The following is a 26407-nucleotide window of genomic DNA, read 5'->3' on the forward strand; positions in this document are numbered from 1 at the left end:
CCCCCGGCGAGCGTCCCTACGAGGGCAGCCACGCAGGCCACCAGGGCAGGACACAGTCGCCAGGGGTGCCCTGGCCGGCCAGGTCGTACAGGGTCAGCGCGACCGGCCCGGCGACCGTGACGGCGAGGGCGAGCACCGCCGAGAGAAGCTGCGGCCACCGCCGCCCGGCCGCCCACGGCAACCGCGCGAGCAACTGGACGGGCAAGGACAGCAGCGCCGACCCGGCCGACACGGCCGGGAACGCGCAGCCGAAGGCCCAGCGGACGTCCCCGGCCGGCGGCCTGCTCCGATCGGTCACGCCGACATCGAAGCAGACCGGTGTGCGGCCGATGCGCACCCGAGGTGAAGATCCGGTGCAGGGACACGATCACCTCGGCCACACTGGTCCCATGCAATACGTCGGACGGGTGCCCGCGCCGCCGCTCGACCGGTTCATCGACGACATCTACTGCCTGACCGGGGTGCCGCGGCACCGGCTGATGAACGTCCCGCCGATGCCGTCGGGACACCTGTTCGTCAACCTGGGCGACCCCGCCCGCCTGTGGGACTCCGACCCTTCCGTGCCGCCGGCGGTGTTCGCCGACGGCTGGTTCATGGGGATGTGGACCAGGCGCTTCCGCTACGAGTACCCCGAGCGGGTGCGGCTGGTCGGGGTGCACTTCAAGCCGTGGGGGATGTCGCCGTTCGTCGGCGTGCCGGCGGGCGAGCTGCGCGACCGGTGGGTGCCGGCCGACGCCCTCTGGCAACGGTCCCTGGACCGGATCCGCGACCGGGCCGGCGACCTCACCTCGGCCGCCGGGGTCCTGCGGGTGGTGGAGGAGGAACTGCGGGCGCGGTTCGCGGGGACGGCGTCGCGCCACCTCGACCTGGTCCGGCACGCGGGCGGCCGCCTGGCGGCGACGGACGGCGCGGTCCCGGTCGGCGCGCTGGCAGACGCCGCCGGGGTGAGCGGCAACCACCTGGCCGCGCAGTTCAAGTCCCACGTCGGCGTCACCCCGAAGCGGGTGGCCCGGATCTACCGCTTCGCCCGGCTGATCCTGTCGGTGGACGCGCTGCGCCCGGTCGACTGGCCGGCGCTCGCCCACACGGCGGGCTACTTCGACCAGGCCCACTTCAGCAGGGAGTTCAAGGACTTCACCGGCCACACCCCGACCGAGTACCTCGCGCTGCGGCGCCGGTTCCCCGCCGAGCCGGGCTTCCCGCCGGACGGCGGCCCGATGCCCGCCGATTGATTTTCTACAAGCCCGGCAGCCCCGCCGGGCGGCAGGATCGCAGGCGTACTTCTGACGAGGACCGAGGAGACCCCGTGGGCGCAGTGATCATGAACAGCTCGGTGTCGGTGGACGGCTTCATCGCCGACGGCAACGACGACGTCGGCCCCCTGCACGACTGGTACTGGAACGGCGACACCCCGCTCACGCTGGGCGACGACCAGCACGCCGACCAGGACTACGACCACTCCGGCGCCGGCGGCCGCTTCAGGGTGTCCAAGGCGTCGGCGGAGTACGTCCGGCCGGTCTGGGAGTCGGTCGGCGTGATCATCATGGGCCGTACCCTGTTCAACCTGGTGAACGGGTGGGAAGGGCGGCCGCCCGCGGGGGAGCACGTGGTCGTGGTGTCCCACCGGCCGAAGCCCGAGGGCTGGCACCCCGAGGCGTCCTACCATTTCGCCGCCGACGTGACGGCCGCCGTCGCGCGCGCCCAGGAGCTCGCCGGGGACCGGGTCGTCAGCGTGAACGCCGGCGACGTCGGCGGCCAGCTGCTCGCGGCCGGTCTGGTGGACGAGGTGGCGATGGACGTCGTGCCGGTGGTGTTCGGCTCGGGCAAGCCCTACTTCGGCCGCGTCGCAGGGCAGCACCTCCTGGCGGACCCCCACGTGGTCGTCCAGGGCGAGGGGGTGCTGCACCTGCGGTACAAGGTGCGCCGCTAGTCGCGGCCGACGATCCGCGCGAGGTCCCTGCGGAAAGCCGACCCGTCCAGGGACGGGTGGCTCATCCGCCGGTCGGCCAGGATCTGCTCGACGTGGTCGAAGCAGAGGGCGTAACCACGCATGATCGTGTACGCCTCGGTGGAACGTTTCTGCTGCAGGCAGGCCAGGCAGTAGAGGGTCATGTCCCGACGGTAGCCAATGATCGCGGCCATGGGCGCGGCCGATCCGCGGAAGCTAGCCTGACGCCGTGAGCTCCGTTCTGCTGTGGTGCGCGCTCGTCGGCGTCGCCCTCCTGTACGGCGCGGCCGTCCGCGGCACGGCCGGCATCACGATCGCGGTCGCCGCGGCCCTGGTGGCGGCGGCGACGGCCGTCGCGGCGGCCGGCGGATGGCCGCCGCGGGCGCTGGCGGGCGTGGCGCTGGTGGCGGGCGGCGTGGGCGCGGTCGTCTGGGCGTTCGGGCGGGCGCATCGGCGGGGCCGGACGCGGCGGGCGGCCCTGGCCGCGCACCGGGCGGCGCGGTCGCGGGCGGCCGCGGCCGTGGCGGACGCCGTGCGCCTCAGGATGGCGGCCGAGCTGCACGACACCGCCGCCCACCGCCTCACCGGCATCGCGGTGGCCGCGGCGTCCGCGCTGCACGTGGCCGACCCGGCGATGCGGGAGTCCGCCCTGCGCCACGCCGGGGACGCCGCCCGCCTGGCCCGCGCCGAACTGGCGGGCGCGCAGGACGCCGTCCGCGACCTGCCGGCGATCGACGCCCTGGTCGCCGGCCGGCCCGGCGCGGACCCCGCCCGGGTCGGCTACCGCAGGACGGCCGTTACCGCCCCGCCCGAGGTCGCGGCGGCCGCCTACCGGGTGGTCCGGGAGGGCCTCACCAACGCCGCGCGGTACGCGGGCGGAGCCCGGGTGGACGTCGCCGTCCTCGGCGAACCCGGCCGGCTGACCGTCGAGGTGCGCGACACCGGCGGCACGCGGGAGCACGACGACCTGGGCACCGGCCACGGCCTGTCCGGGCTGGCCACGACCGTGGCGGCCGCCGGCGGCACGCTCACGGCGGGCCCGGATGCCGGCGGCTGGACCGTCCGGGCCGCCTTCCCCGCCCCCGCCGGGCCGCCCCCGTTCCGGCGGGCGTGGTGGCGCGGGCGGCGGGCGTGGGACGCGGCGCTGGCCGGGCTCGCCCTCGCGCTGACGGTGGGGGCGAGCCTGCTGCCGGGAGGCACTCCGGCGCCGCGGGAGTTCCTCGTGCTCGGCCCCCTCTTCGTCCTGCACGCCGTGCCCCTGTGGTGGCGGGTGCGGCGGCCCGCGTGGAGCCTGGCCGCGATGTTGTCGATCCATCCGGTGGCGATGGCCGGCCTGACCCCGACCCCCGCGGGCGACCTGTTCCTCTGGGCGTGGTGGGTGGAGCTGGCCCAGCTCTACGCCTTCGGCGCCCACCACCCCAGACGCCGGGGCGTGCTCGCGATCGCGGCCGTCGGCCTGGTGGGCGGCCTGGCGCTGGCCCTCGGACCGGGCATCGCCGGCGACCGGACGGCCGCCTGGGCCGTGCTCGCGACCGCCGTGGCGCTCCTGTCGGCCCCGGCGTGGGCGGCGGGCGTCCTGGTGGCCCGGGCGCGGGCGCGGCGGCGGGCGGCCGCGACGGCCGAACGCGACCTGCTGGCCGCCCGGCTGGCGGACGTGGCGCGCGGCGAACGCGAGCGGATCGTCGAGGGGCTGCGCGGCACGGCGGCCCGGCACGCGGACGCGGTCGTCGCGGCGGCCGGGAAGGGCGACCTGGCGGCGGTGCGCGACGCCGCCCGCGCCGCGATCGACACGCTCCGGCGGCTGCTGGACGAGCTGCGCCGCCCCGCCGGAGCCGACGGCCCGCCGCCGACGCTCGCCGGGCTGGAGGTGCTGGCCGCCCGGCGGCAGTCGGGCGTCCGCCACGTCGGCGCACCGGACGGCCTGACCCCCGAGCTGGAGGTGGGCGTGTTCCGGGCCGTCGAGGAACTGGCCGGGGACCGCATCACCGTGTCCTACCTGCCCGACGGCGTGCTCGTCGAGGGCACGGCGGCCCGGCGCGCCCGCAGCCGGCTGCACACCCTGGCCGACGGCTACGGCGGGACGCTCGACACCGGCGGCCCAGGCGACGTGCGGGTATGGTTGCCCAGATGATCAGGGTGATCGTCGTCGACGACCAGGCGGTGGTCCGGGCCGGGATCGCCGCGGTGCTGGCCGCCGAACCCGACCTCGACGTGGTCGGGCAGGCCGCCGACGGCGAGTCCGCCGTGGCGCTCGCCGCCGAGCTGCGCCCGGACGTGGTGCTCATGGACGTCCGGATGCCCGGCCTCGACGGGCTCGCCGCCACCGCCCGCATCACCGCCGGCCCGCCGGGCACCCGGATCGTCGTGCTGACCACGTTCGGCCTGGAGGAGTACGTGTTCGGCGCGCTGCGCGCCGGCGCGTCCGGGTTCCTGCTCAAGGACGCCGAGCCGGCGCGGGTCGTGGACGCGGTGCGGGTGATCGCGCGCGGCGACGCGCTGCTCGACCCGGTGATCACCCGGCGGCTGCTCGAACGCTTCGCCACGGCCGCCGACCCCGGCCCGCCCGCGCGGCACGACGGGCTCACCGCCCGCGAGCGCGAGGTGCTCGGGCACGTCGCGCGCGGCCTGTCCAACGCCGAGATCGCCGCCGTCCTGGCGCTCAGCCCCGCCACGGTCAAGGATCACGTGGCGGCGATCCTGGCCAAGCTGGGCGTGCGCGACCGGCTGCACGCGACCATCCACGCCTACGAGTCCGGCCTGATCCGTCCCGGGGCCGGCTGACCCCCGCCGCGCGGCGGGGGCGCGGTTCGGTCGCCGGCAGGAGGAGACGCGGCGCGCGCGTTCCTAACGTTGTGGCACATGAAACGTGTGTCAGGCGCGCTCCTGCTGGCGGGCGCCGAGATCGCCGCGGCCGCCGCCGGGGCCCTGGTCTTCCTGCTCGTGGCGGCCGTGACGGCCACCGTGCCGCTGTTCGCCGGGGCGGGGGTGCTCGCCGTCGCCGCCGTCACCTTCCTGCTCGGACGTCCCGCGCTGCGGCTGCTCGGGCTGCCCCGGCTGGTGCCGGCGTACGTGGTGGTGAACACCGTGGCGGTCACCGCCCTCGCCGGGCTGGCGGCCTTCCGGCCCTTCCCCGTCCCGCCGCCGGCCGCGACGCCCGCCGGGGTCGCGTACTGGCAGCTCCCGACGGGCTCCCGGCTCGCCTACGTCAAGCTCGCCGGATCCGGCGCGGCCGCCCGCCCGCCCGTGATCTTCCTGCACGGCGGGCCGGGCACGCCCGGGGAGGGGCTGCCGGAGGGCAGCGAGGAGCTGGCCGCCGCCGGGTTCGACGTCTACGCCTACGACCAGGTCGGCGCCGGCCGCTCGACCCGGCTGGCCGACCCGGCCGGGTACACGGTCGCCCGGCACGTCGCCGACCTGGAGGCCGTCCGCCAGGCCATCGGCGCACCGAAGATCGTCCTGGTCGGCAGGTCGTGGGGCGGCACGCTGTCGGCCGCCTACCTCGCCGCCCACCCCGACCGGGTGGCCAAGGCCGTGCTCACCTCGCCGGGCGCGATCTGGGAGCCCGCCTTCCCCGGCGGCGTCGGCAGCCCGTGGGACGGCCTGCCCGCCCCCCTCCAGGCCAAGGCCGACGCGCTGACGAGCTCCCCGCGCATGCTGGTCCAGGCGCTGCTCCTGGGCGTGAACCCGGCCGCGGCGCGGGCGCTGGTGCCCGACGCCGAGGCCGACGCCCGGATGCGCGCGCTGCTGCTGGTGGCCAAGGACGCCACGGGCTGCGCGGACGCGAGACCCGCCCCCGTGCACGGCAACCTGCCCGGCTTCTACAGCAACCAGGTCACCGCCGAGGACGCCGCCGCCGTGCCCGACCCGCGGCCCAGGCTGCGCGCGGTACGGGTGCCGGTGCTCATCATGCGCGGGCAGTGCGACTACCTGAAGTGGGAGGTCACCTACGACTACCGGCGCACCCTGCCCGACTCGACCCTGGTGTACGTGCCGGGCGCCGGCCACTCGATCGCCAACGGCCGCCCCGGCCTCTACCGCGACCTGATCCGCGCCTTCCTCCTCGACCGCCCGCTGCCCGTCCCCGCCTACACCGGCGCCACCGATCCCGCCCGGTCCTAGACCACCCGCGCGCCCCGGGACCCGCGATCTTAGGATGCGGGTGACTCAGGGATCGTCACGTCCTGGCCGTGGAGCCGTCGGCGCTCATGCGCTCGCAGCGCCCGGCGGGGGCGGCGCCGTGCCTGGCCGGGTCCGCCGGGCGCCTGCCGTTCGACGACCGGTCCTTCGACGCCGCGATGATCGGGGCCCGGCTGGAACCCGTGCCCATCCCGTGGGACTGCGCCGACGGCCTCTTCGAGGCCTTCTGGCGCCGGCCGGAGGCGTACCTGGAGGAGGACGTCCGCCGCGGGATGTCGGTCTGGGCCAGGCTCGGGCCGGACGTCGAGCGGCGCGCGGTGCGCGACCTGCGTGCCGACCTCGCCTCCGGCCGATGGGCCGCGCGCAACGGGGACCTGCTCGATCTCGACGAGGCCGAGCTCGGCCTGCGCCTGCTGATCGCGTAATCCGGACCGGCGGCCGGCCGGCGCGGAATGCATGAGTGGTCTTCATGCGTTGCCGCCGCCGTGGACGATCTCACCCCCGCGGAACTGCGCGTCCTGATCGCCGTCGACGGCGAGGGCAGCGTCACGGCGGCCGGCGTGCGGCTGGGGCTGACCCAGTCGGCCGTCTCCCACGCCCTGCGCGCGGCCGAGCGGAAGATGGGCGCGGTGCTGTTCCAGCGCGGCCGCGCCGGCGCGCGGGCCACGGCGGCGGGACGGGCCGCGGTCGGGCACGCCCGGCACATCCTGCGGCTCATGGAGGTCATGCGGGCCGACACGCACACCGCCGCCCGCGGCGAGGCCACCGGGACCATCCGGCTGGCCGCCTTCCGCAGCGCCGCCTTCCACCTGCTGCCGCGCGTGCTGGTCCGGTTCGGCCGGCGGCACCCCAAGGTCACCGTGGACGTGCGCGTCGTGCCGGACCTGGGCAGGGGCATCGCCGGCGAGGTGGCCGACGGCCGGGCCGACGTGGGCGTCCTCACCCTGCCGACGTACGTGGACGGCCTGGTCTGCAAGGAGCTGTACGAGGAGCCGTACGTGCTGGCCCATCCGCTGGGACATCCGGACCCGCGGTCGCTCCCCATGATCGACTGGCACGAGAACTGCTCGGGCGAGACCCGGCGCTGGCTGGCCGCGCAGGAGTGGATCCCGCCCGGCGACATCACGGTCGAGGACGACGGCGTCGTCATGTCGATGGTCGGGCACGGGCTCGGCGCGGCGATCGTGCCCCGCCTGTCCACGGTGGACGCCCCGGCCAGGGTCGCCACGGCCGGACTCGGCGAGGGCGCCCCCCGCCGCCGGGTGGGCTACGTCACCACCCGCGAACTGGCCGGTTCCGCGCTGATCCGCGACCTGCTCGGCGAGCTGCGCACCCTCCGGACGCCCGCGGCCCCGGCCCCCCATCCATGAGCCGCTGCTGACGACCGTTTGGCGGTGCGCTGCCCTGGCCCGGGTACGGTCCCTGGCATGGAAGAGGTGCCGCCGCCGGACGACATCGTGCACCGGCTGCTCGGCGCGGCCAACGCGCACGACGTGGAGGCGGTGTCGCGGTGTTACGCGCCGGACGCGGTCGTGGTGAGCCCCGAGATGGAGGCGGCCGGTCGGGAGGAGATCGCCTCCTATTTCACCCAGATCTGGGAGGGCTTTCCCGACCTGCACTTCACGCTGTGGGAGCCCGTCGCGCTGGGCGACACGGTCGCCACCGAGCTGACGGCGACCGGGACGCACTCCGGCCCCTACCTGACGGTCGGGGGCGAGGTGCTGGCCGCGACCGGCCGCCAGATCACCGTGCGGGCCTGCTGGTTCTGGGACCTGCGCGACGGCCTCGTCTCCAGCCAGCGCCTCTACTACGACCAACTGGAGATCTACGCGCAGATCGGCATGTGCCTGCCCCTGTCCTTCGAGCCCCCCGTGGAGGACGCCGGGTGACTCGCCGGACAACGGCGCAGGCCCTCACGGCCTGATCCGGCTGTGAGGGCCTGAGCACGTCCGGGCGGGCGTCAGCCGGAGCGGTGACCGCCCACCTGGCGGGCCTGCTCGCGGGCCTGGTCGGCGGTGGCCGCGGCCGCCTCCGACGCGCTGTCCCTGACCTGCTGGACGGCCTGCCCGGCCAGCTCCTTGGCGTCCTGGCCGAGCTGCTGCGCCGACTCGCGGCCGGCCTCCACGACCGGCTCCAGCACGTCGCCGACCTGCTCGCGGAGCTGGCCGACGGCCTGCTCCTCCGCCTCGGTGGCGGGGATGAGCGTGGCGGCCAGCAGACCGGCGCCGAAGGCGATCAGGCCGGCCGCCAGGGGGTTCCCCTGGGTGCCCCGCCTGGCCTGCTCCGGCGCGGCCCGGACGGTCTCGGCCGCGACGTGGGCGCCGTGCCGTACGGTGTCGGCCGCCTGGTGGGCGCCCTCCCGCACCGCCTGGCCGGCCTGGTGCGCCCCCTCGCCCACCGAGCCGGCGGTGGCGGCGACGCCGTGCCGCGCCCGGTCGGCGGCATGGGACACGCCATGGGAGGGGGTTCCCATCACGCGTTCCCGCAACGATCGAGCGGCCTCCCGTACCCGTTCGGTACGGCGGCGCGCGATCCGCGCCGGGCTCGTCCGGTCGGCCAGCCGGTCCACGTCGGCCGCGAGTTCGGCCCTCGTGACGGCGATCTCGTGTCTCACTTCCTCAGGTCGCGTGCCCATTGCGCGTCCTCCTTGAGCGTCTCGATGGTCTGCTCGGGTCTGGGGTTGATCGCGCGCAGCCGGTTGCGCCCGTTGACGTACAGCACTCCGCCGATGACCGCCCAGACGACCGCGAGAACGAGCGCGGCCCAGCCCAGGCCCATCACCTCGCCCAGGCCGAACATGACGGCCAGGGTCACCAGCAGCGCGATCATGTACCCGGCGAAGCCGGCGCCGCCGAGCATCCCGGCCGCCTTGCCCGCCTTGGTCGCCTCCTGGCGGAGCTCGATCTTGGCCAGCTCCACCTCCTGGCGGAACAGTTTGGAGATGTCCTCGCCGATCTCGCCGACCAGCTGGCCGAGCGTCGGTTCCTCGGGTTGCGCGGTCATGGCAGGTCACTCCCGGCGCCGTAGGCGGGCGCCGCGGGGGCGGCCGGCGGGGCCGGCGGGGCCGGCGGCGTGGTGAGCGGCGGCACCGGGCGGGTGTCGTCCTGCCCGAGCGGGTCGCCGAGCGGCCGGTGCAGCGGCTGCGGCGGCGCCGTGCCGGGTTGCGCGACGCTCGGCAGGGTGGGGTCGGCGGGCGGCGACGGGGTCGCCGGCTGGGACGCCGTCGCCGAGCTGTCGCCGGAGGCCTTGATGATGCGGCCCACCAGGAAGCCCGCGGCCACGGCGCCGGCCAGGAACGCGGCCGGGCGGCGGCGGGCGAAGCTCTGCACCTCGCTGACCACCCCGGCCAGGCCGTGCCTGTCGAGGTAGTCGGCCGCGCGCCGGCCCTGGTCGGCGGCCTGGCGTACGACGCTGGTCACCGGCGAGTCGGGCTTGGCCTGCTCGTGCATGGCCGACAGGTCCTCCGACCACTCGCGCAGGCTCTGCGCGGCCCGCCGGCTCTGCTGCTCGGACTGGGCGCGCACCCGGTCGCGCAGCTCGTGGACGGCGTTCCTGGCCTGGGCCCTGGCCTCGCCGGCCACCTGGACGCCGGCCTCCCTGGCGGTCCCGGCGACCTCCTGCGCGGCGGCCTTGCCTTGATGGAGCGTTCCCTCCTGGCCGGTCCCCGTCGGGTATTCACTCATGGGTGCCCTCCTCGTGGGATTGATGCCGCCTGCGGCTACCCGGACGGCCCCCGCCAAACCAAGAACACCCCAACGCAGGGCAAAGAACGTGAAAAGGGGATCGGTGTCCCGCGCTGCTCCAGAAGGGCTCCGATCCTGGTCGCGCGGGGTCGCGAACCGCCCTGAAGTGCGACGATTCGCGTTATACGGCTGAGCATGGGTAGGGAGGCGCCAGACCTGGTCAATCCGTTGTGGCCCTTCCTAAGGAACCAAGCATGAACGAGTCACACCCGCTCAAGTCCGCCGTGGACAAGGTCGTCGGCGCCGTCACCGATCACGACGCGGTGAAGCCGGCCGAGATCCCCGGCGTGCCCAACAGTTTGCCGCCCCAGCTCGAGGAGCCGACCGAACCACGGGAACCGCTGCCGCCCAAGCCGGACCAGACCGGGCCCGAGACCGTCTCGCCCACCGGGCAGCCCACCGGCGCCTCGCAGGACCAGATGGCGCAGGGCGGCGAGTACCTGACCACCGCCCAGGGGGTGCGGCTGCGCGACACCGACCACTCGCTGAAGGCCGGCCCGCGCGGCCCGGTGCTGCTGCAGGACCACCACCTGCGCGAGAAGGTCATGCACTTCGACCACGAGCGCATCCCCGAGCGGGTGGTGCACGCCCGCGGCGCCGCCGCCCACGGCGTGTTCCAGGCGTACGGCACCGCCTCGAACATCACCAAGGCGGCCTTCCTCGCCGAGGGCGCGAAGACCCAGGTCTTCGTCCGCTTCTCCACCGTGCTGGGCTCGCGCGGCTCGGCCGACACCGTCCGCGACACCCGCGGCTTCGCCACCAAGTTCTACACCGCCGAGGGCGTGTTCGACCTGGTCGGCAACAACATCCCGGTCTTCTTCATCCAGGACGGCATCAAGTTCCCCGACGTCATCCACGCCGGCAAGCCGCATCCCGACCGGGAGATCCCGCAGGCGCAGAGCGCGCACGACACGTTCTGGGACTTCGTCTCCCTGCACACCGAGGCCACCTTCCACACGATGTGGAACATGTCCGACCGCGGCATCCCGCGCTCGTTCCGCATGATGGAAGGCTTCGGCGTGCACACCTTCCGCCTGGTCAACGCCGCGGGGGAGACGACGCTGGCCAAGTGGCACTGGAAGCCCAAGCTCGGCGTGCACTCCCTGACCTGGGAGGAGGCCCAGATCGCCGGCGGCGTCGACCCCGACTTCCACCGGCGCGACCTCGCCGACGCCATCGAGGCCGGCGCGCACCCGCAGTGGGAGCTGGGCATCCAGGTCTTCCCGGACACGCCCGAGCAGATGTTCGAGGGCATCGACCTGCTGGACCCGACGAAGATCGTGCCCGAGGAGCTGGCCCCCGTGCACCCGGTCGGCCTGATGACGCTCAACGCCAACCCGTCGAACTTCTTCGCCGAGACCGAGCAGGTCGCCTTCCACGTCGGGCACCTCGTGCCGGGCATCGACATCACCGACGACCCGCTGCTGGCGGCGCGGCTGTTCTCCTACCTCGACACGCAGATCACCCGGCTGGGCGGCCCGAACTTCGCGCAGATCCCCATCAACCGGCCGCACGCGCCGGTCAACGACATGCTGCGCGACGGCTTCCACCAGACGGCCGTCCACCGCGGGGTGGCCCCGTACCGGCCGAACTCCCTGGACGGCGGCTGCCCCTTCCAGGCCGGGGCCGAGCAGGGCGCCTACGTCGAGGTGCCGCGCGAGGTCGCCGGACGCAAGGTGCGCGAGGCGCCGGCGACCTTCTCCGACCACTACAGCCAGCCGCGGCTGTTCTGGCTGAGCCTGTCCCCGGTCGAGCGCGAGCACCTCATCAGCGCCTACACCTTCGAGCTGGGCAAGTGTTACGAGCAGGCGGTCAAGGAACGCCAGCTGCGGGTGCTGGCCAACATCGACCCGGTCCTGTGCCGGGAGGTCGCCGACGGCCTCGGGCTGCCCGCGCCCGAGCCCACCGTGCCGCTCGCCGACCCGGCGCCGAGCCCGGCGCTGTCGCAGGTCGGCCGGGAGTGGCCGCTGGACGGCCGGATCATCGGCATCGTCGCGGACGAGACCAGCGACCTCGGCGTCGTCGGCGCCGTCCGCCAGGCCGTGCTCGACGGCGGGATGACACCGCTCGTCATCGCGCCCAAGGGCGGCATGCTGGGCGGCACGCTGGCCGTCCAGCGCACCTTCGCCACGGCCCGCTCCGTCGAGTTCGACGCGGTGCTGCTGGCCGGGGCGCCGGCCCCGGGCGACGACGCGTACGGCGCCCGCGACGCCAAGGCCGGCGACGGCGGCACCCCCGTCGACCCGCGCGTGCTGCTCCTGGTCGGCGAGGCGTACCGGCACGCCAAGGCGGTGGGCGGCTGGGGCACGGCCGCGCAGGCGCTGCAGGCCGCGGGGATCCCCGCGCAGGCGCCGGGCGTCGTCACCGGCCAGGACGGCGAGGGCGTGCTGCGCGACGTGCTGGCCCTGCTGCCCCTGCACCGAGTCTGGGACCGCTTCCGCGTGCACCCCGACGTGGCCTGAGCCAGCAGAACCGCCCGGCCGGCCCGCGGGAAATCCGGGTGCGGGCGGCGGGCGGGGTGGTGTGTGATCGGGGGATGGCGATCGAGACGGGCAGGCCGGGGATCGACGGGCTGGGCGACGTGGTGCGGCTGCTGGGGGAGTGGCAGCGCGACGGAGAGCCCGTGCAACTGCATCCGGGTGACGTGGGATGGTTCTGGCGGTTCGGCGCTCGGCGCACGGCGGCGGCCATCCTGACCTGGAGCCGCGCCGGGCAGGTCGTCGCCGCCGGGCTGCTGGACGGCGACGACCTGCTGCGGCTGGCGTTCGCGCCGGGGGCGGCGCAGGACGAGGAGCTGGCCCGCCGGGTGGCCGGCGACGTGTCGGAGCCCGGACGCGGGGTGCTGCCCGAGGGGCGCGTGCACGTCGAGTCGCCGCCGGGCGCGCTGGTCCGGGACCTGTTGCTCAAGGACGGCTGGGTGGCCGACGACCCGTGGACGGTGCTCGGGCGCGACCTCGGCGCGCCTGTCCCGGATCCCGGCGTGCACGTCGAGGCGGTCGGGCCGGAGCAGGCGCACGAGTGGGCCGCCGTCGTCCGGGCGTCGTTCGACGGCTCGACCTTCACCGAGGAGCGCTGGCACGCCATGGCGGCGGGCGGCCCGTACGCCGGCGCGCGGTGCCTGCTCGCCCGCGACGACCGGGGCGCGGCGGTGGCGGCCGTGGCGGTGTGGTCGGCCGGTGCGGGCAGGCCGGGGCTGATCGAGCCGATGGGGGTGCACCGGGACCACCGGGGCCGCGGGCACGGCCGGGCGATCACGGTCGCCGCGGCGCGCGCGCTGCGGGAGGCCGGCTCGTCCAGCGTGCTCGTGTGCTGCCCGAGCTCCAACACCGGCGGCGTCGCCACCTACCGTGCGGCCGGTCTCGAACGGCTGACGGAGCGGCACGACGTGTCCCGCCACCCCTCCTGAGGCGTCCCGAGCGGCGGTCAGGCGGTGTGCAGGGTGCGGAAGCGCGCCGGGTTCGCCGGGTCGCGGTCGGCCACCTGGATCGGGGGCCAGGCCCACTGCCAGACGCCGACGCCCGGCGCGCGGGAGAACCGGATCGTCCCCCGGGTGCCTTCGACCGCGACGTGCGGCCACGACCCGGCGACGGCCGCCCGGTCCACGCCGTGCGACCGCAGCGCCTCGGCCACCACGGTGACCGTGTCGTAGCCCTCGAAGGCGACGAACGACGGTGTCGCGGCCAGCCGCTCGCGCAGGGCCGCCGCCACCCGGACGCCGAGGGGGCTCAGGCTCTCGGGCAGGTAGCGCAGGAACGGGATCCCGGCGCCGTCGTCGCCCAGCGACTCGGCCCATCCCGGGAACTCCGGCTGCCCGGCCGGCGCGCCGATCAGCGTCCCGGCCAGCCGCCGGTCGCGGCGCACGGCCCGGACGACCGGCACCGCCGGCTCCGGATGGCCGGCCAGGAGAAGCAGCGCCGTCGCGCCGTCGCGGGCGAGTTCGTCGCACACGGCCGCGGGGGTGAGCGCGGTCAGGTCGAGCTCGGTGACCGTGCCGCCGCGGGCGGCGAGGTGGTCGCGCAGGACGCCGAGCCCCGCCGCCCAGTAGAGGCTCGGCTGCGTCGCCGTCGCGACGCGCTCGTGGCCCGCGCCGAGGAGGAAGTCCGCGAAGATCCGCCAGCCGCGCGACTGCGCGGGGGCCAGGCGCGCGACCCACGTCGCGGGCTCTTCGGTGAGCGCGTCGAGGACCGCCGAGGAGCAGAGGAACGGCAGGCCGACGGCTTCGGCGCGGGCGGCGGCGGCGCGGGCGACCACGCTGTGGTACTCGCCGGCCAGCGCGGCCACCCCGAGCCGGGCCAGCTCGTCCACGGCCGCCGCCGCCTTCCGCGGGTCGGCCGCGGTGTCGCGGACCACCAGCTCCAGCGGCCGTCCGCCGATGCCGCCGGCGTCGTTGACGTCCCGGACGGCCAGCTCCAGCCCGGCCAGCAGGTGGCGGCCCGCCTCGACCCAGCCGGGCGGGGTGAGCGGGACCAGCGCGCCGATCCGGACGGACGGCCCGCTCGTCCCCGGCTGCGACGATGGCGTGCTCATGCGCATGATCTCCCTGGAAGGTGACGATCCGGTGGCCCAGTATGCCGGGATCGCGGTGTCGCGACGGCGCCGGGGCCGGGGTGCGGGCCGTCCCCGGCCGGAGTGCGGCGATCTTGAACCGCCCCGCCGCGCGTGGCGTCGTCCTTCCACGGTCACTCTCCGTTATTTTGCGAGATGGATGAGGGGGATCCGTAGTGACTGATTCGCGTGGGACCGTGTCCCGCAGGTTGTTCGTCAGCGGCATGTTCGCCGCCCTGGGCGCCGTTCCGGCGGCCGCCGCCGGCGCGTCCGCCGGGCCGTCGGCGGGAAGGGCCGCCGGGACGGCCGCCGGGACGGCCGGCGGGAGAGTGCTGCGGGCCGCGCCCGCCACCGTGTCCCTCGGCGGACGGACGGTGTCCACCTGGGCCTACGACGGCCTGCTGCCCGGCCCTACCATCCGGGCCACGGCCGGCGGCACGGTACGGGTCAGGCTCGTCAACGACCTGCCCGCGCCGACCACCGTGCACTGGCACGGCATCAGGATCGCCGCCGACATGGACGGCGCGCCCGGCCTCTCGCAGCGCCCGACCCGGCCCGGCGGGACGTTCGACTACGTGTTCACCGTCCCCGACCCGGGCACCTACTTCTACCACTCCCACGTGGGCATGCAGAGCGACCGCGGCCTGTACGGCCCGCTGATCGTGGAGGACCCGTACGAGCCGCTCGGGTACGACCAGGAGTTCACGGTCGTCCTCGACGACTGGCAGGACGGCGTCAACGGCACGCCCGACGACACGCTGCGCGCCCTGAACACCACCCCGCACGACGACACGCTGAGCAGCCACGTCCTCGGCGGCACGTCCGGACACGCGCGCTACCCGTACTACCTGGTCAACGGCCGCACCGCCGACGATCCCACCACCTTCATGAGCCGTCCCCGCGTGCGCGCCAGGTTCCGGGTGATCAACGCGGCCGCCGACACCGCCTTCCGGGTGGCGCTCGGCGGCCACCGCCTGACCATCACCCACACCGACGGTTTCCCGTGCAAGCCGGTCACCGTGGACACGGTCGTGGTCGGCATGGGGGAGCGCTACGACTTCGTCGCCACGCTCGACGCGGGGGCGTTCCCGCTGATGGCGATGGCGGAGGGCAAGGCCGGGCGGGCGTTCGCGGTGGTGCGCACCACGCCCGGCGCGCGCACGCCGTCACCGGACGGCGCCGTGCCGGAGCTCCAGCGGCGGCAGCTCGTCTACCAGGACCTCCAGGCGCGCCGCCGCGACCAGCTGCGCCCGCCGTCCAGGACCGTCACCGTCACGCTCGGCTGGCGTCAGGGCGCCTCCGGCAGCGAGTGGCCGATGAACGGGCACCTCGGCGACGACCCGCTGCGCCTGCGGGTCGACCGGGGCGAGACGATCCGGATCGTCATGCACAACGACACGCACATGTGGCACCCGATGCACCTGCACGGCCACACCTTCCAGGTCCGGACGACCGAGCGCGGCGGGCCGCGGAAGGACACCGTGAACGTCATGCCGTACAAGCGGATCAGCATCGACGTGCACGCCGACAACCCCGGCGAGTGGATGTTCCACTGCCACAACCTCTACCACCAGGAGCAGGGCATGATGGGACTGCTCGGCTACGGCAAGGCCCCGAAGCGCCGGCACGTCATGAGACACTGACCGGCCTCCGCGCGGTCGTGTGCAGGTAACCGGCGGCGGCGGCCAGCAGCGAGGTCCCCCAGAGCAGGAAGACCGGGTAGGTCCCGGCGAAGCCCCAGCTCCCGTCCAGGACCTCGACCCCGCCGCCGGGCGCGCACCTGCGGGTGACGCCGAAGGCGAGGCAGCCCGTCATCATCGCGCCGTACTGGCCGACCAGCATGCCCACGGCTGCCGCCGGGACCGCCGCGAGCGCGCGCGGCACCCGCCGTCCCCCCGCCAGGGGCACCCAGCGCGGGACGAGCTGTCCCCATCGGGCGATCAGCCCCAGCGTGAGCAGGCCCCCGGCCACCGGCCCGGCGACGAGCAGCACCCAGAACACCGCCGAGCCGCCCAGCTCGGCCAGGCCCGCGCGGGAGCCGGCCGCCACGCCCAGCGGCAGGCCCAGCCCCCACAGCAGGTGCGGGACCGAGAAGCCGAGCACCGGCACGACGGCCGCCGTCCAGGTCGCCGCCCTGGCCCAGCGGGCGGGCCGAACCGTCCCGTCGGCCCGCCGCCGGGGCGGCCGCGCGGCGGTACGCGTCCCGAAGCGGACGGCCGCCAGCGCCAGCAGCACCCCCGCCGCGGCGAGCAGCGCCTGCCGGGCCAGCGCGGGGTCGTCGAGCCTGCCGAACACCAGCCGCATGACCAGGTTCCCGGGCGCCACCAGCACGAGGACGGCCGCCGCCGCCCAGCCTGCGGCCAGCAGCGCGGGCCGTGTGAGTGATCTCATGGCCGCCCACGGTAGGCCGCGCGGCCCGCCCGGGATCTCCCTCCCGCGAGGGAACCGCCTCCCCTGCGCGGGGCAGCGCCCGGCGGATCAGCCGGCGCCCTCCGGCCGGCTGCCGGACGCGCGCAGGCGCTCGCTGTTCTCCTGGAGCTCGTCGATCAACCGGGACGCCTCGGCCTTGCTCAGCCCGCCGGGCACCTCCCTGCCCACCTCCCTGGCCAGGGTGTGCAGGTAGGACTCCTGCGGGCCGGTCATGGGCTCGTCACCGGTCGTCCACTCGTCGGGGTCCTTCTCCACCGGTCCGTGACTCATGCTGACTCTCCTCGAACTCACGTTCTCCTGGGTCAGCACGCTGTGCCCGCAGGAGCGCGCCGCAAACGCGAGGCGACGGCCCCTACGGCCGCGTCGCGGGCCGGTCCGGCGTGCGGGCGGGGGAGAAGGGGCCGCTCAGCGCCGCCCACTGCAACAGCATGATCGTTTTGGCGTCGGCGATCTCACCCTGCCCGACCAGGTCGAGGGCCTGGTCGAAGCCGAGCTCCACGACCTCGATGTCCTCGCCCTCCGCCGCGACCCCGCCGCCCGCCGAGGTGCGGGTCGCGGCGCTGTACGGCGCGGCGTAGAAGTGCAGGCGTTCGGTCACCGACCCCGGGCTCATGTAGACGGAGAAGACCGGCTCGACCTCGCCGATGGCGTGGCCGGTCTCCTCGGCGGCCTCGCGCCGGATCGCCTCCTCCGGCGCGTCGTCGTCCAGCAGCCCGGCCGCGGTCTCCAGGAGCATCCCGTCGGGGTGCCCGTTGACGTAGGCGGGATAGCGGAACTGCCGGGTCAGCAGGACGGTGCGGCGGTCGGGGTCGTACAGCAGCACGGTGGCGCCGTTGCCGCGGTCGTAGGTCTCCCGCTGCTGGGTGCTCCAGTGGCCGTCGGCGTGCTGGTAGTCGAAGGTGGTGGTGCGCAGCACGTACCAGTTGCAGGCCAGCAGCCGCACGTCGCGCACCCGCACCCGGGGGTTGCCGGTCAGGTCGCGTCCCGCCTGGTCCAGGCCGGTACGGCCGCGCCCGTCGGGCACGTCGACGCCCGCGGTCACGACGACCGTCCACGCCCGGCGGACGCGCCCGCCGTGGGGATCTCCGCCGTCCTGCCCGCGCGGACAGGAGCGGGCTGTCGTGCCGATCGTGCCGTCATGTCGCCCTTTCGCCATGGGTGTGCCGGATCCCGATCACCGAGTATGGCAGGGAAGTTTCCGTACGTGAGCAGTGCCGCCACTGCCCGGCGATCCCACTCCCCGACGACAGCCGCGAACCGCGCACCGAACTCGTGACGTGACGGACGCCGGCACCGCCCCGGCGGCCGCTCTCTACAATGGCCGGGTGAATCTGGATCGGGCCGTGTGCGGCACGTGCTGAGCGCGGCGGGGCTGGGCGCGGAGGAGGAGGCCGCCTACCGGCTGCTGGTCAGGACCACCGAGGTGGAGTCCGACGCCCTGGCCGAGGAACTGGGCGTGGCGGCCGAGGTGGCGCGGCAGGCGCTCGGCTCGTTGCTGGCCAAGGGCCTGGCGCGAGCCGTCCCGGGCGAGCCCGGCCGGTTCACGGCGGTCGCCCCCGACGTCGCGCTCGCGGCCCGGCTGCACCGGCGGCAGGCCGAGGTCGACCGGGCCCGGCACGCCATGGAACAGCTCACCGGGGAGTACCTGGCGCACGCCAGGCGGCGCGAGGCCGCGCAGCTCATCGAGGTGATCACCAGCCGGGCGGCGCTGCGCGAGCAGCTCCGGCTGCTGCAGGACGGCGCCCGGCACGAGGTGCTCAGCCTGTGCCGGGCCGGGCACGTGGCGATGAGCTCGCAGGAGAACGACGAGGAGCTCGCGGCGCTGCGGCGCGGCGTCGGCTACCGCGTCATCTACGAAGGGGCGTTGCTGGAGGAACCCGGCATGCTGGTCAACCTCGCCGACGGCATCACGCTGGGGGAACAGGCCCGCGCGCTGCCCGTCCTGCCGGTGCGGATGCTCATCGCGGACGGCGAGCTCGGGGTGCTCCCGCTCATCCAGCACACCGACGGCCTGACCCAGCTCACCGCCGCGCTGATCCGGCCCAGCAGCCTGCTCGACGCCCTCAAGGCCCTGTTCGAGAGCTTGTGGGAGCGGGCCACCCCGGTCAGCCTCACCAACCCGGGCAGCCCGCTCGACGCCGACCACCTCTACCTGCTGTCGCTGCTGGTCGCCGGCGTCCCGGACAAGTCGATCGCCACCCAGCTCAAGATCTCCCAGCGGACGGTGCAGCGCAGGATCGCCTACCTGATGGAGCGGGCGGGTGCGCAGACCCGGATGCAACTGGCCTGGCACGCCGCCCGCGAGAACTGGCTCTGACCGATCAGTAGGCCCTGATCACCGTCTGCTGGACCGTGTTGCCGGCCGAGTCGGTGGCGGTCACCCGCAGCGACGGGTGCGGGCGCAGCACGATCGCGTCGTAGCGGCCGCCGCCGAGCGCGATCACCGGCTGCCGCCGCCACGTCGCGCCGTCGTCGTAGGACAGCTCCAGCTTGAGGTCCTTGGCGCGCGCCCCGGTCACGCCCTCCTGATGCCGTACGGCGAAGCCCACCAGACCCGGGCGCTCCGGGCGCACGTCATAGTCGACCTGCAGCAGCGGCAGCACCCGGTCGCCCGGCTTGGAGCGGAACGTCCAGGCCGTCTCGGTCGCGACGGCCGTCGTCCACTCCTGCGAGGTGCGGCTGGTGGACAGCTCCAGCCGGTAGGCGGCCTCCTGCGGCGCTGCGGGGAACGCGCCCCAGGCGGCGTCGCGCTCGGCCACCAGCGTGCCGTCGCGGAAGAACCGGGCCGAGGAGGTGTCGTTGTCGACGCCCGCGCGGGAGACGTGCCCGGAGGAGTCCACGAACTCGGGGACGCGGATCTCCATCGTGTCGCCCTCCCGGGTGGACGGCTTGAGCCAGCCGGGGATCGCCGGGCGGACCACCGGGGCGTGCCAGCTCTCGCTGATCCGCGCGCCGGGCTGGTAGGTGCGCGGCTGCTCGGTCATGCCGTCGAGCAGGCGGCCCATCTCGTCCCAGACGTACTGGTGGTTGACGAGGTGCTGCCAGTAGGAGCCGTCGGCGCTGATGTACTCGGTGCGGCGCAGCGGCGTCCTGACGATCCGCTGGGTCTCCATCTGCTGGCCCAGCGCGTACGACTGCCAGGGACGCCAGCCGAAGCGCTGCTCCTTGGCCCAGCCGAAGCCGCCGTTGTCGGCATACGTCGTGGTGACCCGGGCGGTGTTGCCGTCGTTCACCTCGTGCACGATCTTGTCCGGCACCCGGCCGCCGGAGACCTGCATGACGTCGTAGAGGTAGGGCGAGTCCATCTGCCCGGTGACCTCCAGCTTGGCGTTGCCCTTCCGCATCCGCTCCAGCATCCGCTGCCCGTCGTCGCCGGCGATCACCAGCGCCGGGATCGGCAGGTCGGCCCCGACCGGCTTCCAGTCGTGGCCGAACGCGTCGTCGGGGGACAGCACCAGGATCACGGCGACCGCGCCCGCCTTGATCGCGGCCCCGGACGGGTCGGACCAGTCGATGTCCTCGCTGCGGATGACCGCGGCCTTGCCCTTGGACCCGGCGACCCCGTCGGACAGCCGCCACATGTGCCGCCCGTCCACGCCCGGCGACCTGCCCAGGAAGCCCATCGGATACGGCTCGCCCGAGCCGGGCACGCGGGCGGTGAGCTTCGGCGCGACGAGCTGCCAGCGCGAGGCGAACTCGAACGAGCCGTCCCGCACGGGCTGGGTCGGCGAGACGTTGAGCCCCTCGATGACGTCGAAGTTCATGACGCCCTGGGAGATCTTGCGCGAGCCGAACGCGCGATGGGTGAAGTAGGTGTAGATGCCCACCTGCTCGGCGGGCTCCCTGGTTCTGATGGTCACCGGGGTGGTCTTGCGGAGGTCGAGCACCACGTCCAGGTCGCGGTCGACCTTGAGCTCGGGGATGACGACCATGCCGTCCCGCGGGTGGGTGCGGCCCCAGCCGCCGCCCAGGTTGAGCGACTGCGTCATGTAGGTGCCCTCCGACACCTCCACGGTCAGCCCTTCCTGGGGCAGCCAGGTGAACAGGTCGTCCTGCTGCGACGCGCCGAACATCGACAGCGTGTCGGCGCCGGTCGGCCTGCCCGCGGCGTCGACGGCGGTGAAGCGGACCTTGTGCTGCGGTCCCTTCCAGGTCAGCGCCAGCGTGGTGTGCACCTGCTCCGTGCCCGCCGTGGCGGTGACCAGCCCGCCGTACCGGCCGAAGGAGAGCTCGGCCAGGTCCACCGTGACCTTGACGTCGGCGGTGCCGCCCGCCGGGACCGTCACGGATCTGGCGCTGAGCTCGGCCTTGTCGAGGGTGGCGGCCAGCTCCAGCGTGACGGGGGCGGCCGTGCCGTTGGCGTAGGTGATGGTGCCCTCGGCCGTGGCGGGGCCCTGGTCCTGCTGGTGCTTGCCGAGGTCGACCACGCCGGTCGCGGTCACGCCCTGGCGCACCGCGCGGGCCACGTCCAGGCGGCCGGCGCCGGCGTCGTCGATCTGCTGGCCGGGGACGGGCTTGGCCGAGCCGATCAGCGCGTCCTTGATCTGCCTGGCCGTCCAGGCGGGGTGGCGCTGCTTGACGATCGCGGCGGCCCCGGCGACGTGCGGCGTGGCCATCGAGGTGCCGGACGCGGCCGTGTAACGCTCGTCCACCGGCTCGCCCATGCTGGTGCCCGCCGCGCGGGCCGCGACGATGGCCACGCCGGGGGCGGTCAGGTCGGGCTTGGGCGCGTCGTCCAGGCGCGGGCCGCGGCTGGAGAACTCCGCGAGCGCGTCCTTGCCGTCCACCGCGCCGACGGTCAGCGCCGAGGTGGCCGCGCCGGGCGTGCCGATGGAGTAGGCCGCGCCGTCGTTGCCCGCGGCGACCACGAACAGGGCGCCGGTGCGCTCGGTGAGGGTGTTCACGGCCTCACTGAGCGGGTCGGTGCCGTCGGTCGGGCTGCCGCCGAGGCTCATGCTGATCACCGACGCGCCTTCGGCGGCGGCCCACTCCATGCCCTCGATGACGCCGGACAGGGTGCCCGAGCCGTCGTCGCCGAGCACCTTGCCGACCATCAGCTCGGCGCCGGGGGCGACGCCCTTCCGGCCGTCGCCGCCGGCGATGGTGGCGGCCACGTGGGTGCCGTGCCCGTTGCCGTCCCGGACGCTCGGCTCGCCGGTGAACACCTTGCTCTGCTTGACGCGTCCGGCCAGGTCGGGGTGGGTGACGTCGACGCCGGTGTCCAGCACGGCGACCTTGACGCCCTTGCCGTCGAACCCGGCCTGCCACGCCTCCGGCGCGCCCACCTGCGGCACGCTGTGGTCGAGGGTGGCCTTGACCTTGGCGTCCAGCCAGATCTTCGACACGCCCTGCGACAGCGTGGCCCGCTGCCCGTCGAGCGACTTCCACAACCCGCCGATCGTGCGTTTGTCGGCGGCGACCACCCGGCCGTTGACGCTCTCCAGTTCGGGGGCGGACGCGCTCTTCGGCGCGGCGCCGTCGTAGAGGAACAGCAGCGGCAGCTTGTCCGACCTGGCGTCGTCGTACCCCTGGGCGATCAGCCGGGTGACCGAGAACAGGGCCGGGTCCAGCCGCTTGGCCGCCAGGAGGGGCACGACGTCCTTGGGCAGGACGCGCAGCTCGCCGTTCTCCTCGGTGGTGCTGAACGCCATCCGCTCGCGGCCCGGCCCCGGCTTCACCTCCACCGCCTGCCTGCCCGGCTCGGCCTGCCTGACGGTCACCACGTCCCCGGTGATCAGCGTGACGCGGTGGACGCTCCCGCCGCCGGGCTCGGCCGCGGCCGAGGCCGCCGCTAAGGGGGAGCTCAACAGGGCGGCCGTGGTGACTCCTGCCACCGTCACATGGGCGGACCAGTGCATGGGGGTGAAACCTCTCGTAGCAACAACCAGTGCACACGAGAGTGGGTGATCGGACGCGCGGAGCGCCAGGTGTCACCCGTGCCGTTTGTCTGCCATGTCGTGATTGCGACACGGTGCCGACGTTCACCCACGACGCCCGGATCCGGCGAGGTCAGCCGCGCGGGCGGTGGACGACCTTCTCCGTCGAGCGGCCGGGATAGACCACGATCAGGTGCTCCTCCAGCGGCGCGTCGGGGTCGTCCTCGTCCCAGGGCACCGTGCGGGCGTGCACGCGCAGCCGGTAGCGGCCGGGACCGGCGACGGCCAGGCTGGGCAGCGGCCCGGCCGCCCCGCTGTCGCCGCCCTCGGGGTAGGCCGGCACCACCAGGCGGCCGCTGCGGCTGGCGACGCCCACCTCGACCACCCGGTCCCAGCCGGCGAGCCGCAGCGGCGGGGCGCGGTCGAACGCCTTGACCGTCAGGCACATCGGCGCGTTCTCCTCGGCGGTCACGATGGCGGCGCCGCTGCCCGCGGCGTCGATGAACCCGTCCTCGACGGCGTCGAAGATGTCGGCGGCCTCCTCGCTGCTGTCGAAGATGTCACCGGGGTCGCCCGCGCTGTCGTCGCGGTCGTCGAAGACGGCGTAGCCGCCGCCCTCGAACAACATGTACGCAGCCGTGCCCTGCCGCCTGGCCCGCACCCGGGGCCACGGGTCAGTGCACCGGGCGTTCGCCTCGGCCTTCCACCTGGCCTCCTGAAGGTCGTGCTCGGCCTGGCGGCGGTCGGCGTCGGCGGTCTGCCGGGCGACGATGCCGGGGCACAGGTACTCCAGGGCCGCGGCCAGCTCGATGGCGTCCCCCACGCCGCCGGCCCGCCCGTGCAGCGCGAGCCGTTCCTGGTCGCCGGGCAGCGCGCACAGCTGTCCGCCGTAGGCCAGGACGCGCTGGTCGGGCAGCCGTCCGGGGAACATCGTGCCCGCGGCGAAGGTGTCGCTCCTGGCCAGGCAGAGGAACGACCGCCGCCGCTCCTCCGGGCCGAGGCCGGTCGCGGGCCGGAGCCGGTCGCGGCAGCCCTCGTCCGCGGCCGTGTAGGTGAGCCGGGCGTCCCGCTCAGCGCCGACGACCGCCATCGGCAGCACGAGCAGGACCGCGGCGGCGGCGAGCAGCCGCGGCGCCTGCCCGGCTCCGGCCACGGGGGCATCCTGGCGGGGCACGGCGAGCTCGTGCGCGGTGCGCGCCGCCCACACGACGAGCAGCCCGTCGAGTGCCTGCACGACGAGCGACAGACCGTCGAACGTCAGCCGCCCGGCCTGGAGGAGCGAGTACGCCTGCGGCACCAGCAGGGCCGTCCAGCCGACGGCGAGCGTGACGGCGCCGAACCGGCCGTCGCGTCCCTGGCCGGCAATGATCATCGCCTTGCACGCCAGCGTCGCCAGCACCAGCGGGACCGACAGCGACAGCAGCGGGATCTCGGTGAACGGCCGCAACGCCGCACCCAGCACCCCGGCCAGGCCGAGCCCGAGCGCGATCATCCGGAACCGGGCCGTGACCCCGGTGAGCACCCGCACCAGCAGCAGCATGGTGGCGGCCCACACGGCCCAGCGCGCGACGTACTCCGCGAGGCCGGACAGGCGGTCGAGGAGGTCCCAGAGCAGCAGGTCGCCGGCCACGTCCGCGTAGAGCAGGCGCCGCAGCCACACCACGTCACGCGGCAACGCCCCGGCGCCCGCCCGGACGGGCCCGCGCAGGATCTGCCACAGCGCCCACGCGTTGAGCACGCAGATCGCCGCGGGCAGGAGCCGCGCCTCGCCATCCCCCGGCCGGACGCCGGCCGTCGCGACGGCGACGAACCACCGCCCACCGTCGTACCAGGCGGTGACCGCGGCGCCGGTCATGTAGAGCGCGACGGCGACGGCGGCCGGACGCCCGTAGCGGTGGCGGGCGACGGCCCGGAGGAAGGCGGCGATGCGCATGATCATATTCGGCCGGCACGCCTTCCGGGCACTCCGCGCCGGGCCGCCGGCGCGGTTAGCATGGAACGGGATCGGGGATCATGGCGACACTCGGCGACGAAGCGAGATCTCTGCATGTCAACGCCCCCGCGCAAGCTTCGCAACACCCTGAGCTGGTACGCCTTCGGCCTCTCCTGTGCGGTGACCCTGCTCGCCGCGGTGCTCATGGTCTTCTTCGACCCGGCCCTCACCAGGGCGGCGGTGCTCTCCTCGATCGGCCTCAACCTGATCGCGTCCGTCGCCTTCGCCGTCGTGTTCTCCGTCCTGAGCTCCCAGGTGCAGCAGCGCAGCATGGAGGAGAACATCGCCCAGCACCTGGACGACCTGGCCACGGGGCTGCGCACCGAGGTGGCCTCGATGCACAAGGGCTTCATGCCGACGGCCGTCTACCCGTCCTTCGACCCGGTGGACGGCACGTACGGGGACGCCTTCAACAAGGACGTGACCACGAGCCTGGAGGCCACCGGCTTCTACGCCTTCTGCGGCCCGAGCGCCCGCTACGTGTCGGCCCGGCTGGCCAGGTCCCGCCACTTCCCCCACCAGGTCCGGGTCGCGATGCTCAACCCCGGCGACCGGCTGGCCATCTCGCGCCGCGCCACCGACCGGACCACCTGGGCCAGGCTGGCGGGCAAGGACAACTCCACCCTGTCGGAGGAGCTGCGCGAGGAGCTCATCATGAGCACGGTCGCGCTGTTCGACTACCGGCACATCTGCCCGGTGGACCTGGCCTACATCGAGGACACCGCGACCTACCGGTTCGAGATCTTCGACGACGCCGTCTACCTCTCCTGGTACCACGGCCCGCAGTCGATCTCGAAGGAGATGCCGGAGTCCCTCAGGTTCGCCGCCGAGTCCTTCCTCTACCAGCTGCTCCGCCTCGACCTCATGCGCCGCTTCGAGATCGTCGAGAGCCGGGTGCGGTTCGAGGCCGGCCAGGACGACACCTTCCTCATCGCCCACCTGACGGCGGTGCTCGGCTCCTCGGTGTCGGCCGCCGACCTGGAGCGCTGGCGCGGGCGGTACCGGGAGTACACCGCGGACTTCGCCGCCTACCTCGACACGGTCTACGCCGAGCTCAGGATCTGACGAGGCTCACAGGGCCCCGGCACGGGCCGCCGCCAGCGCCGCCGCGGCGGCCCGGTCGGCGGCGGCCTCGTCGAGGGCCTCCCCGGTGTTGAGCAGGGCGTAGTAAAGGGGCGCGGACACGGCGGCGATCACCCGGCGCGGGTCGGTGCCGGGCGGCAGCTCGCCGCGCGCGACGGCGTCGGTGACGCAGCCGGCCCACTCCTCGATGCGGACGGCGTAGAACCGCTGCAGCGCCCGGGCGGCCTCCCCGTCGCAGAGCGAGGCGGCGATCAGCGCCTTGAACAGGCGTCCCTGGCGGGGGTCGGTGAGGGTCTTCACGACCAGGCGCGCGTTGTCGCGCAGGTCCGCCCGCACGTCGCCGTTGCGGGCGCGGGGCAGCGAGGTCTCCGCCATGTCCTTGAGGAGGTCGGCGGCGAGCGCGCCGGGCGTGCCCCAGCGGCGGTAGACGGTGGTCTTGCCGACCTCCGCGAGGCGGGCGATGTCGGCGAGGTCGAGCCCGGCGAAGCCCTTCTCGACCAGGGTGTCGCCGGCCGCCCGCAGGACGGCCTCGCGGACGCGGGCGGTACGCCCCCCAGGACGGACGGCACCCGGCGGTGGGACGGCGGCCATGCGGACTCCTCCTCGTTCGAACCCTTATCGGAACCAGAGTTCTCTTAGCGTCGGTTCCGGT

25 protein-coding genes are annotated in these 26407 nt (G+C 74.8%); 13 read left to right on the top strand and 12 right to left on the bottom strand.

The genetic code is table 11. The annotated features are described in order from the left end of the window. Nucleotides 1–16: 16 nt before the first annotated feature. Complete coding sequence (locus tag AB0J71_RS39975; protein WP_364419308.1) at nt 17–298, bottom strand: hypothetical protein; 282 nt, start codon at nt 296–298, stop codon at nt 17–19. 91 nt (nt 299–389) lie between these two features. Between AB0J71_RS39975 and AB0J71_RS39980 the strand changes: the two genes are divergently transcribed. Both AB0J71_RS39980 and AB0J71_RS39985 read left to right on the top strand, forming a co-directional pair. Continuing rightward, the gene (locus AB0J71_RS39980) at nt 390–1232 is read left to right on the top strand and encodes a helix-turn-helix domain-containing protein (protein ID WP_364393077.1); all 843 of its coding nucleotides are present in this window, start codon (nt 390–392) and stop codon (nt 1230–1232) included. 74 nt (nt 1233–1306) lie between these two features. Further along, complete coding sequence (locus tag AB0J71_RS39985; RefSeq protein WP_364419310.1) at nt 1307–1930, top strand: dihydrofolate reductase family protein; 624 nt, start codon at nt 1307–1309, stop codon at nt 1928–1930. Here AB0J71_RS39985 and AB0J71_RS39990 read toward each other — a convergent pair. After that, nucleotides 1927–2112, bottom strand: a complete 186-nt coding sequence (locus AB0J71_RS39990) for a hypothetical protein (RefSeq protein WP_352331543.1) — start codon at nt 2110–2112, stop codon at nt 1927–1929. The genes AB0J71_RS39985 and AB0J71_RS39990 overlap by 4 nt on opposite strands. 65 nt (nt 2113–2177) lie before the next feature. Here AB0J71_RS39990 and AB0J71_RS39995 point away from each other — a divergent pair, with 65 nt between their 5' ends. The 6 genes from AB0J71_RS39995 (at nt 2178) to AB0J71_RS40020 (ending at nt 7974) form a co-directional block, all read left to right on the top strand. Beyond that, nucleotides 2178–4079 carry a histidine kinase gene (locus AB0J71_RS39995; protein ID WP_364419312.1) on the top strand — a complete coding sequence of 634 codons (1902 nt, stop codon included), beginning with the start codon at nt 2178–2180 and terminating at the stop codon, nt 4077–4079. Then, the gene (locus AB0J71_RS40000; RefSeq protein WP_364419314.1) at nt 4076–4729 is read left to right on the top strand and encodes a response regulator transcription factor; all 654 of its coding nucleotides are present in this window, start codon (nt 4076–4078) and stop codon (nt 4727–4729) included. The genes AB0J71_RS39995 and AB0J71_RS40000 overlap by 4 nt, the downstream gene beginning before the upstream one ends. A gap of 78 nt (nt 4730–4807) precedes the next feature. Continuing rightward, a complete protein-coding gene (locus tag AB0J71_RS40005; RefSeq protein ID WP_364419316.1) occupies nt 4808–6067 on the top strand; it encodes an alpha/beta hydrolase in 1260 nt (419 codons plus the stop codon). A gap of 86 nt (nt 6068–6153) precedes the next feature. Beyond that, nucleotides 6154–6510 carry a hypothetical protein gene (locus tag AB0J71_RS40010; RefSeq protein WP_352328806.1) on the top strand — a complete coding sequence of 119 codons (357 nt, stop codon included), beginning with the start codon at nt 6154–6156 and terminating at the stop codon, nt 6508–6510. A gap of 60 nt (nt 6511–6570) precedes the next feature. After that, nucleotides 6571–7455, top strand: coding sequence for a LysR family transcriptional regulator (locus AB0J71_RS40015; RefSeq protein WP_352328804.1), 885 nt, complete (start codon nt 6571–6573; stop codon nt 7453–7455). Nucleotides 7456–7512: 57 nt separating this feature from the next. After that, complete coding sequence (locus AB0J71_RS40020; protein ID WP_352328803.1) at nt 7513–7974, top strand: nuclear transport factor 2 family protein; 462 nt, start codon at nt 7513–7515, stop codon at nt 7972–7974. 71 nt (nt 7975–8045) lie between these two features. Here the strand turns inward: AB0J71_RS40020 and AB0J71_RS40025 are convergent, their stop codons facing one another. From AB0J71_RS40025 to AB0J71_RS40035, 3 genes are read right to left on the bottom strand one after another with little or no spacing between them, the layout of a single operon-like run. Continuing rightward, on the bottom strand, nt 8046–8720 hold the full coding sequence (locus tag AB0J71_RS40025; RefSeq protein WP_364419318.1) for a DUF3618 domain-containing protein: 675 nt from the start codon (nt 8718–8720) through the stop codon (nt 8046–8048). Beyond that, entirely contained in the window at nt 8696–9088 is a 393-nt protein-coding gene (locus tag AB0J71_RS40030; protein WP_352328800.1) for a phage holin family protein, read from the bottom strand. The genes AB0J71_RS40025 and AB0J71_RS40030 overlap by 25 nt, the downstream gene beginning before the upstream one ends. After that, nucleotides 9085–9768, bottom strand: a complete 684-nt coding sequence (locus AB0J71_RS40035; RefSeq protein ID WP_364419320.1) for a hypothetical protein — start codon at nt 9766–9768, stop codon at nt 9085–9087. The genes AB0J71_RS40030 and AB0J71_RS40035 overlap by 4 nt, the downstream gene beginning before the upstream one ends. 254 nt (nt 9769–10022) lie before the next feature. Between AB0J71_RS40035 and AB0J71_RS40040 the strand changes: the two genes are divergently transcribed. Both AB0J71_RS40040 and AB0J71_RS40045 read left to right on the top strand, forming a co-directional pair. Further along, nucleotides 10023–12290 (top strand): catalase, encoded by a 2268-nt coding sequence (locus AB0J71_RS40040; protein ID WP_352328797.1) that lies wholly within the window; start codon nt 10023–10025, stop codon nt 12288–12290. A gap of 74 nt (nt 12291–12364) precedes the next feature. Beyond that, a complete protein-coding gene (locus AB0J71_RS40045) occupies nt 12365–13234 on the top strand; it encodes a GNAT family N-acetyltransferase (RefSeq protein WP_364419322.1) in 870 nt (289 codons plus the stop codon). A gap of 17 nt (nt 13235–13251) precedes the next feature. Here AB0J71_RS40045 and AB0J71_RS40050 read toward each other — a convergent pair whose 3' ends face one another. Continuing rightward, entirely contained in the window at nt 13252–14355 is a 1104-nt protein-coding gene (locus tag AB0J71_RS40050; protein WP_364419324.1) for an ABC transporter substrate-binding protein, read from the bottom strand. Between the two features lie 215 nt (nt 14356–14570). Between AB0J71_RS40050 and AB0J71_RS40055 the strand changes: the two genes are divergently transcribed. Continuing rightward, nucleotides 14571–16016 (top strand): multicopper oxidase family protein, encoded by a 1446-nt coding sequence (locus AB0J71_RS40055; RefSeq protein ID WP_364419326.1) that lies wholly within the window; start codon nt 14571–14573, stop codon nt 16014–16016. Here the strand turns inward: AB0J71_RS40055 and AB0J71_RS40060 are convergent. The 3 genes from AB0J71_RS40060 to AB0J71_RS40070 all read right to left on the bottom strand — a co-directional run bounded on the left by AB0J71_RS40060 (nt 16003) and on the right by AB0J71_RS40070 (nt 17959). After that, on the bottom strand, nt 16003–16764 hold the full coding sequence (locus tag AB0J71_RS40060) for a hypothetical protein (protein ID WP_364419328.1): 762 nt from the start codon (nt 16762–16764) through the stop codon (nt 16003–16005). The genes AB0J71_RS40055 and AB0J71_RS40060 overlap by 14 nt on opposite strands. Before the next feature lie 87 nt (nt 16765–16851). Then, the gene (locus tag AB0J71_RS40065; RefSeq protein ID WP_352328211.1) at nt 16852–17073 is read right to left on the bottom strand and encodes a DUF3072 domain-containing protein; all 222 of its coding nucleotides are present in this window, start codon (nt 17071–17073) and stop codon (nt 16852–16854) included. Nucleotides 17074–17155: 82 nt separating this feature from the next. Next, nucleotides 17156–17959 (bottom strand): NUDIX domain-containing protein, encoded by an 804-nt coding sequence (locus tag AB0J71_RS40070; protein ID WP_364419330.1) that lies wholly within the window; start codon nt 17957–17959, stop codon nt 17156–17158. Between the two features lie 189 nt (nt 17960–18148). Here AB0J71_RS40070 and AB0J71_RS40075 point away from each other — a divergent pair, with 189 nt between their 5' ends. Next, entirely contained in the window at nt 18149–19120 is a 972-nt protein-coding gene (locus tag AB0J71_RS40075; RefSeq protein WP_352328209.1) for a helix-turn-helix domain-containing protein, read from the top strand. A 4-nt stretch (nt 19121–19124) separates the two neighbouring features. On the opposite strand, the gene AB0J71_RS40080 is transcribed toward AB0J71_RS40075, so the two are convergent. After that, nucleotides 19125–22610: a S8 family serine peptidase gene (locus AB0J71_RS40080; protein ID WP_364419332.1), complete on the bottom strand. Its 3486-nt coding sequence runs from the start codon at nt 22608–22610 to the stop codon at nt 19125–19127. Between the two features lie 202 nt (nt 22611–22812). After that, nucleotides 22813–24612 (bottom strand): hypothetical protein, encoded by a 1800-nt coding sequence (locus tag AB0J71_RS40085; RefSeq protein ID WP_364419334.1) that lies wholly within the window; start codon nt 24610–24612, stop codon nt 22813–22815. Nucleotides 24613–24726: 114 nt separating this feature from the next. Between AB0J71_RS40085 and AB0J71_RS40090 the strand changes: the two genes are divergently transcribed. Beyond that, on the top strand, nt 24727–25737 hold the full coding sequence (locus AB0J71_RS40090; protein ID WP_352330376.1) for a hypothetical protein: 1011 nt from the start codon (nt 24727–24729) through the stop codon (nt 25735–25737). A 6-nt stretch (nt 25738–25743) separates the two neighbouring features. Here the strand turns inward: AB0J71_RS40090 and AB0J71_RS40095 are convergent, their stop codons facing one another. Next, nucleotides 25744–26346, bottom strand: coding sequence for a TetR/AcrR family transcriptional regulator C-terminal ligand-binding domain-containing protein (locus AB0J71_RS40095; protein WP_364419336.1), 603 nt, complete (start codon nt 26344–26346; stop codon nt 25744–25746). Nucleotides 26347–26407: the final 61 nt, after the last annotated feature.

Source organism: Nonomuraea sp. NPDC049637 (assembly GCF_040675235.1).
GTDB lineage: Bacteria > Actinomycetota > Actinomycetes > Streptosporangiales > Streptosporangiaceae > Nonomuraea.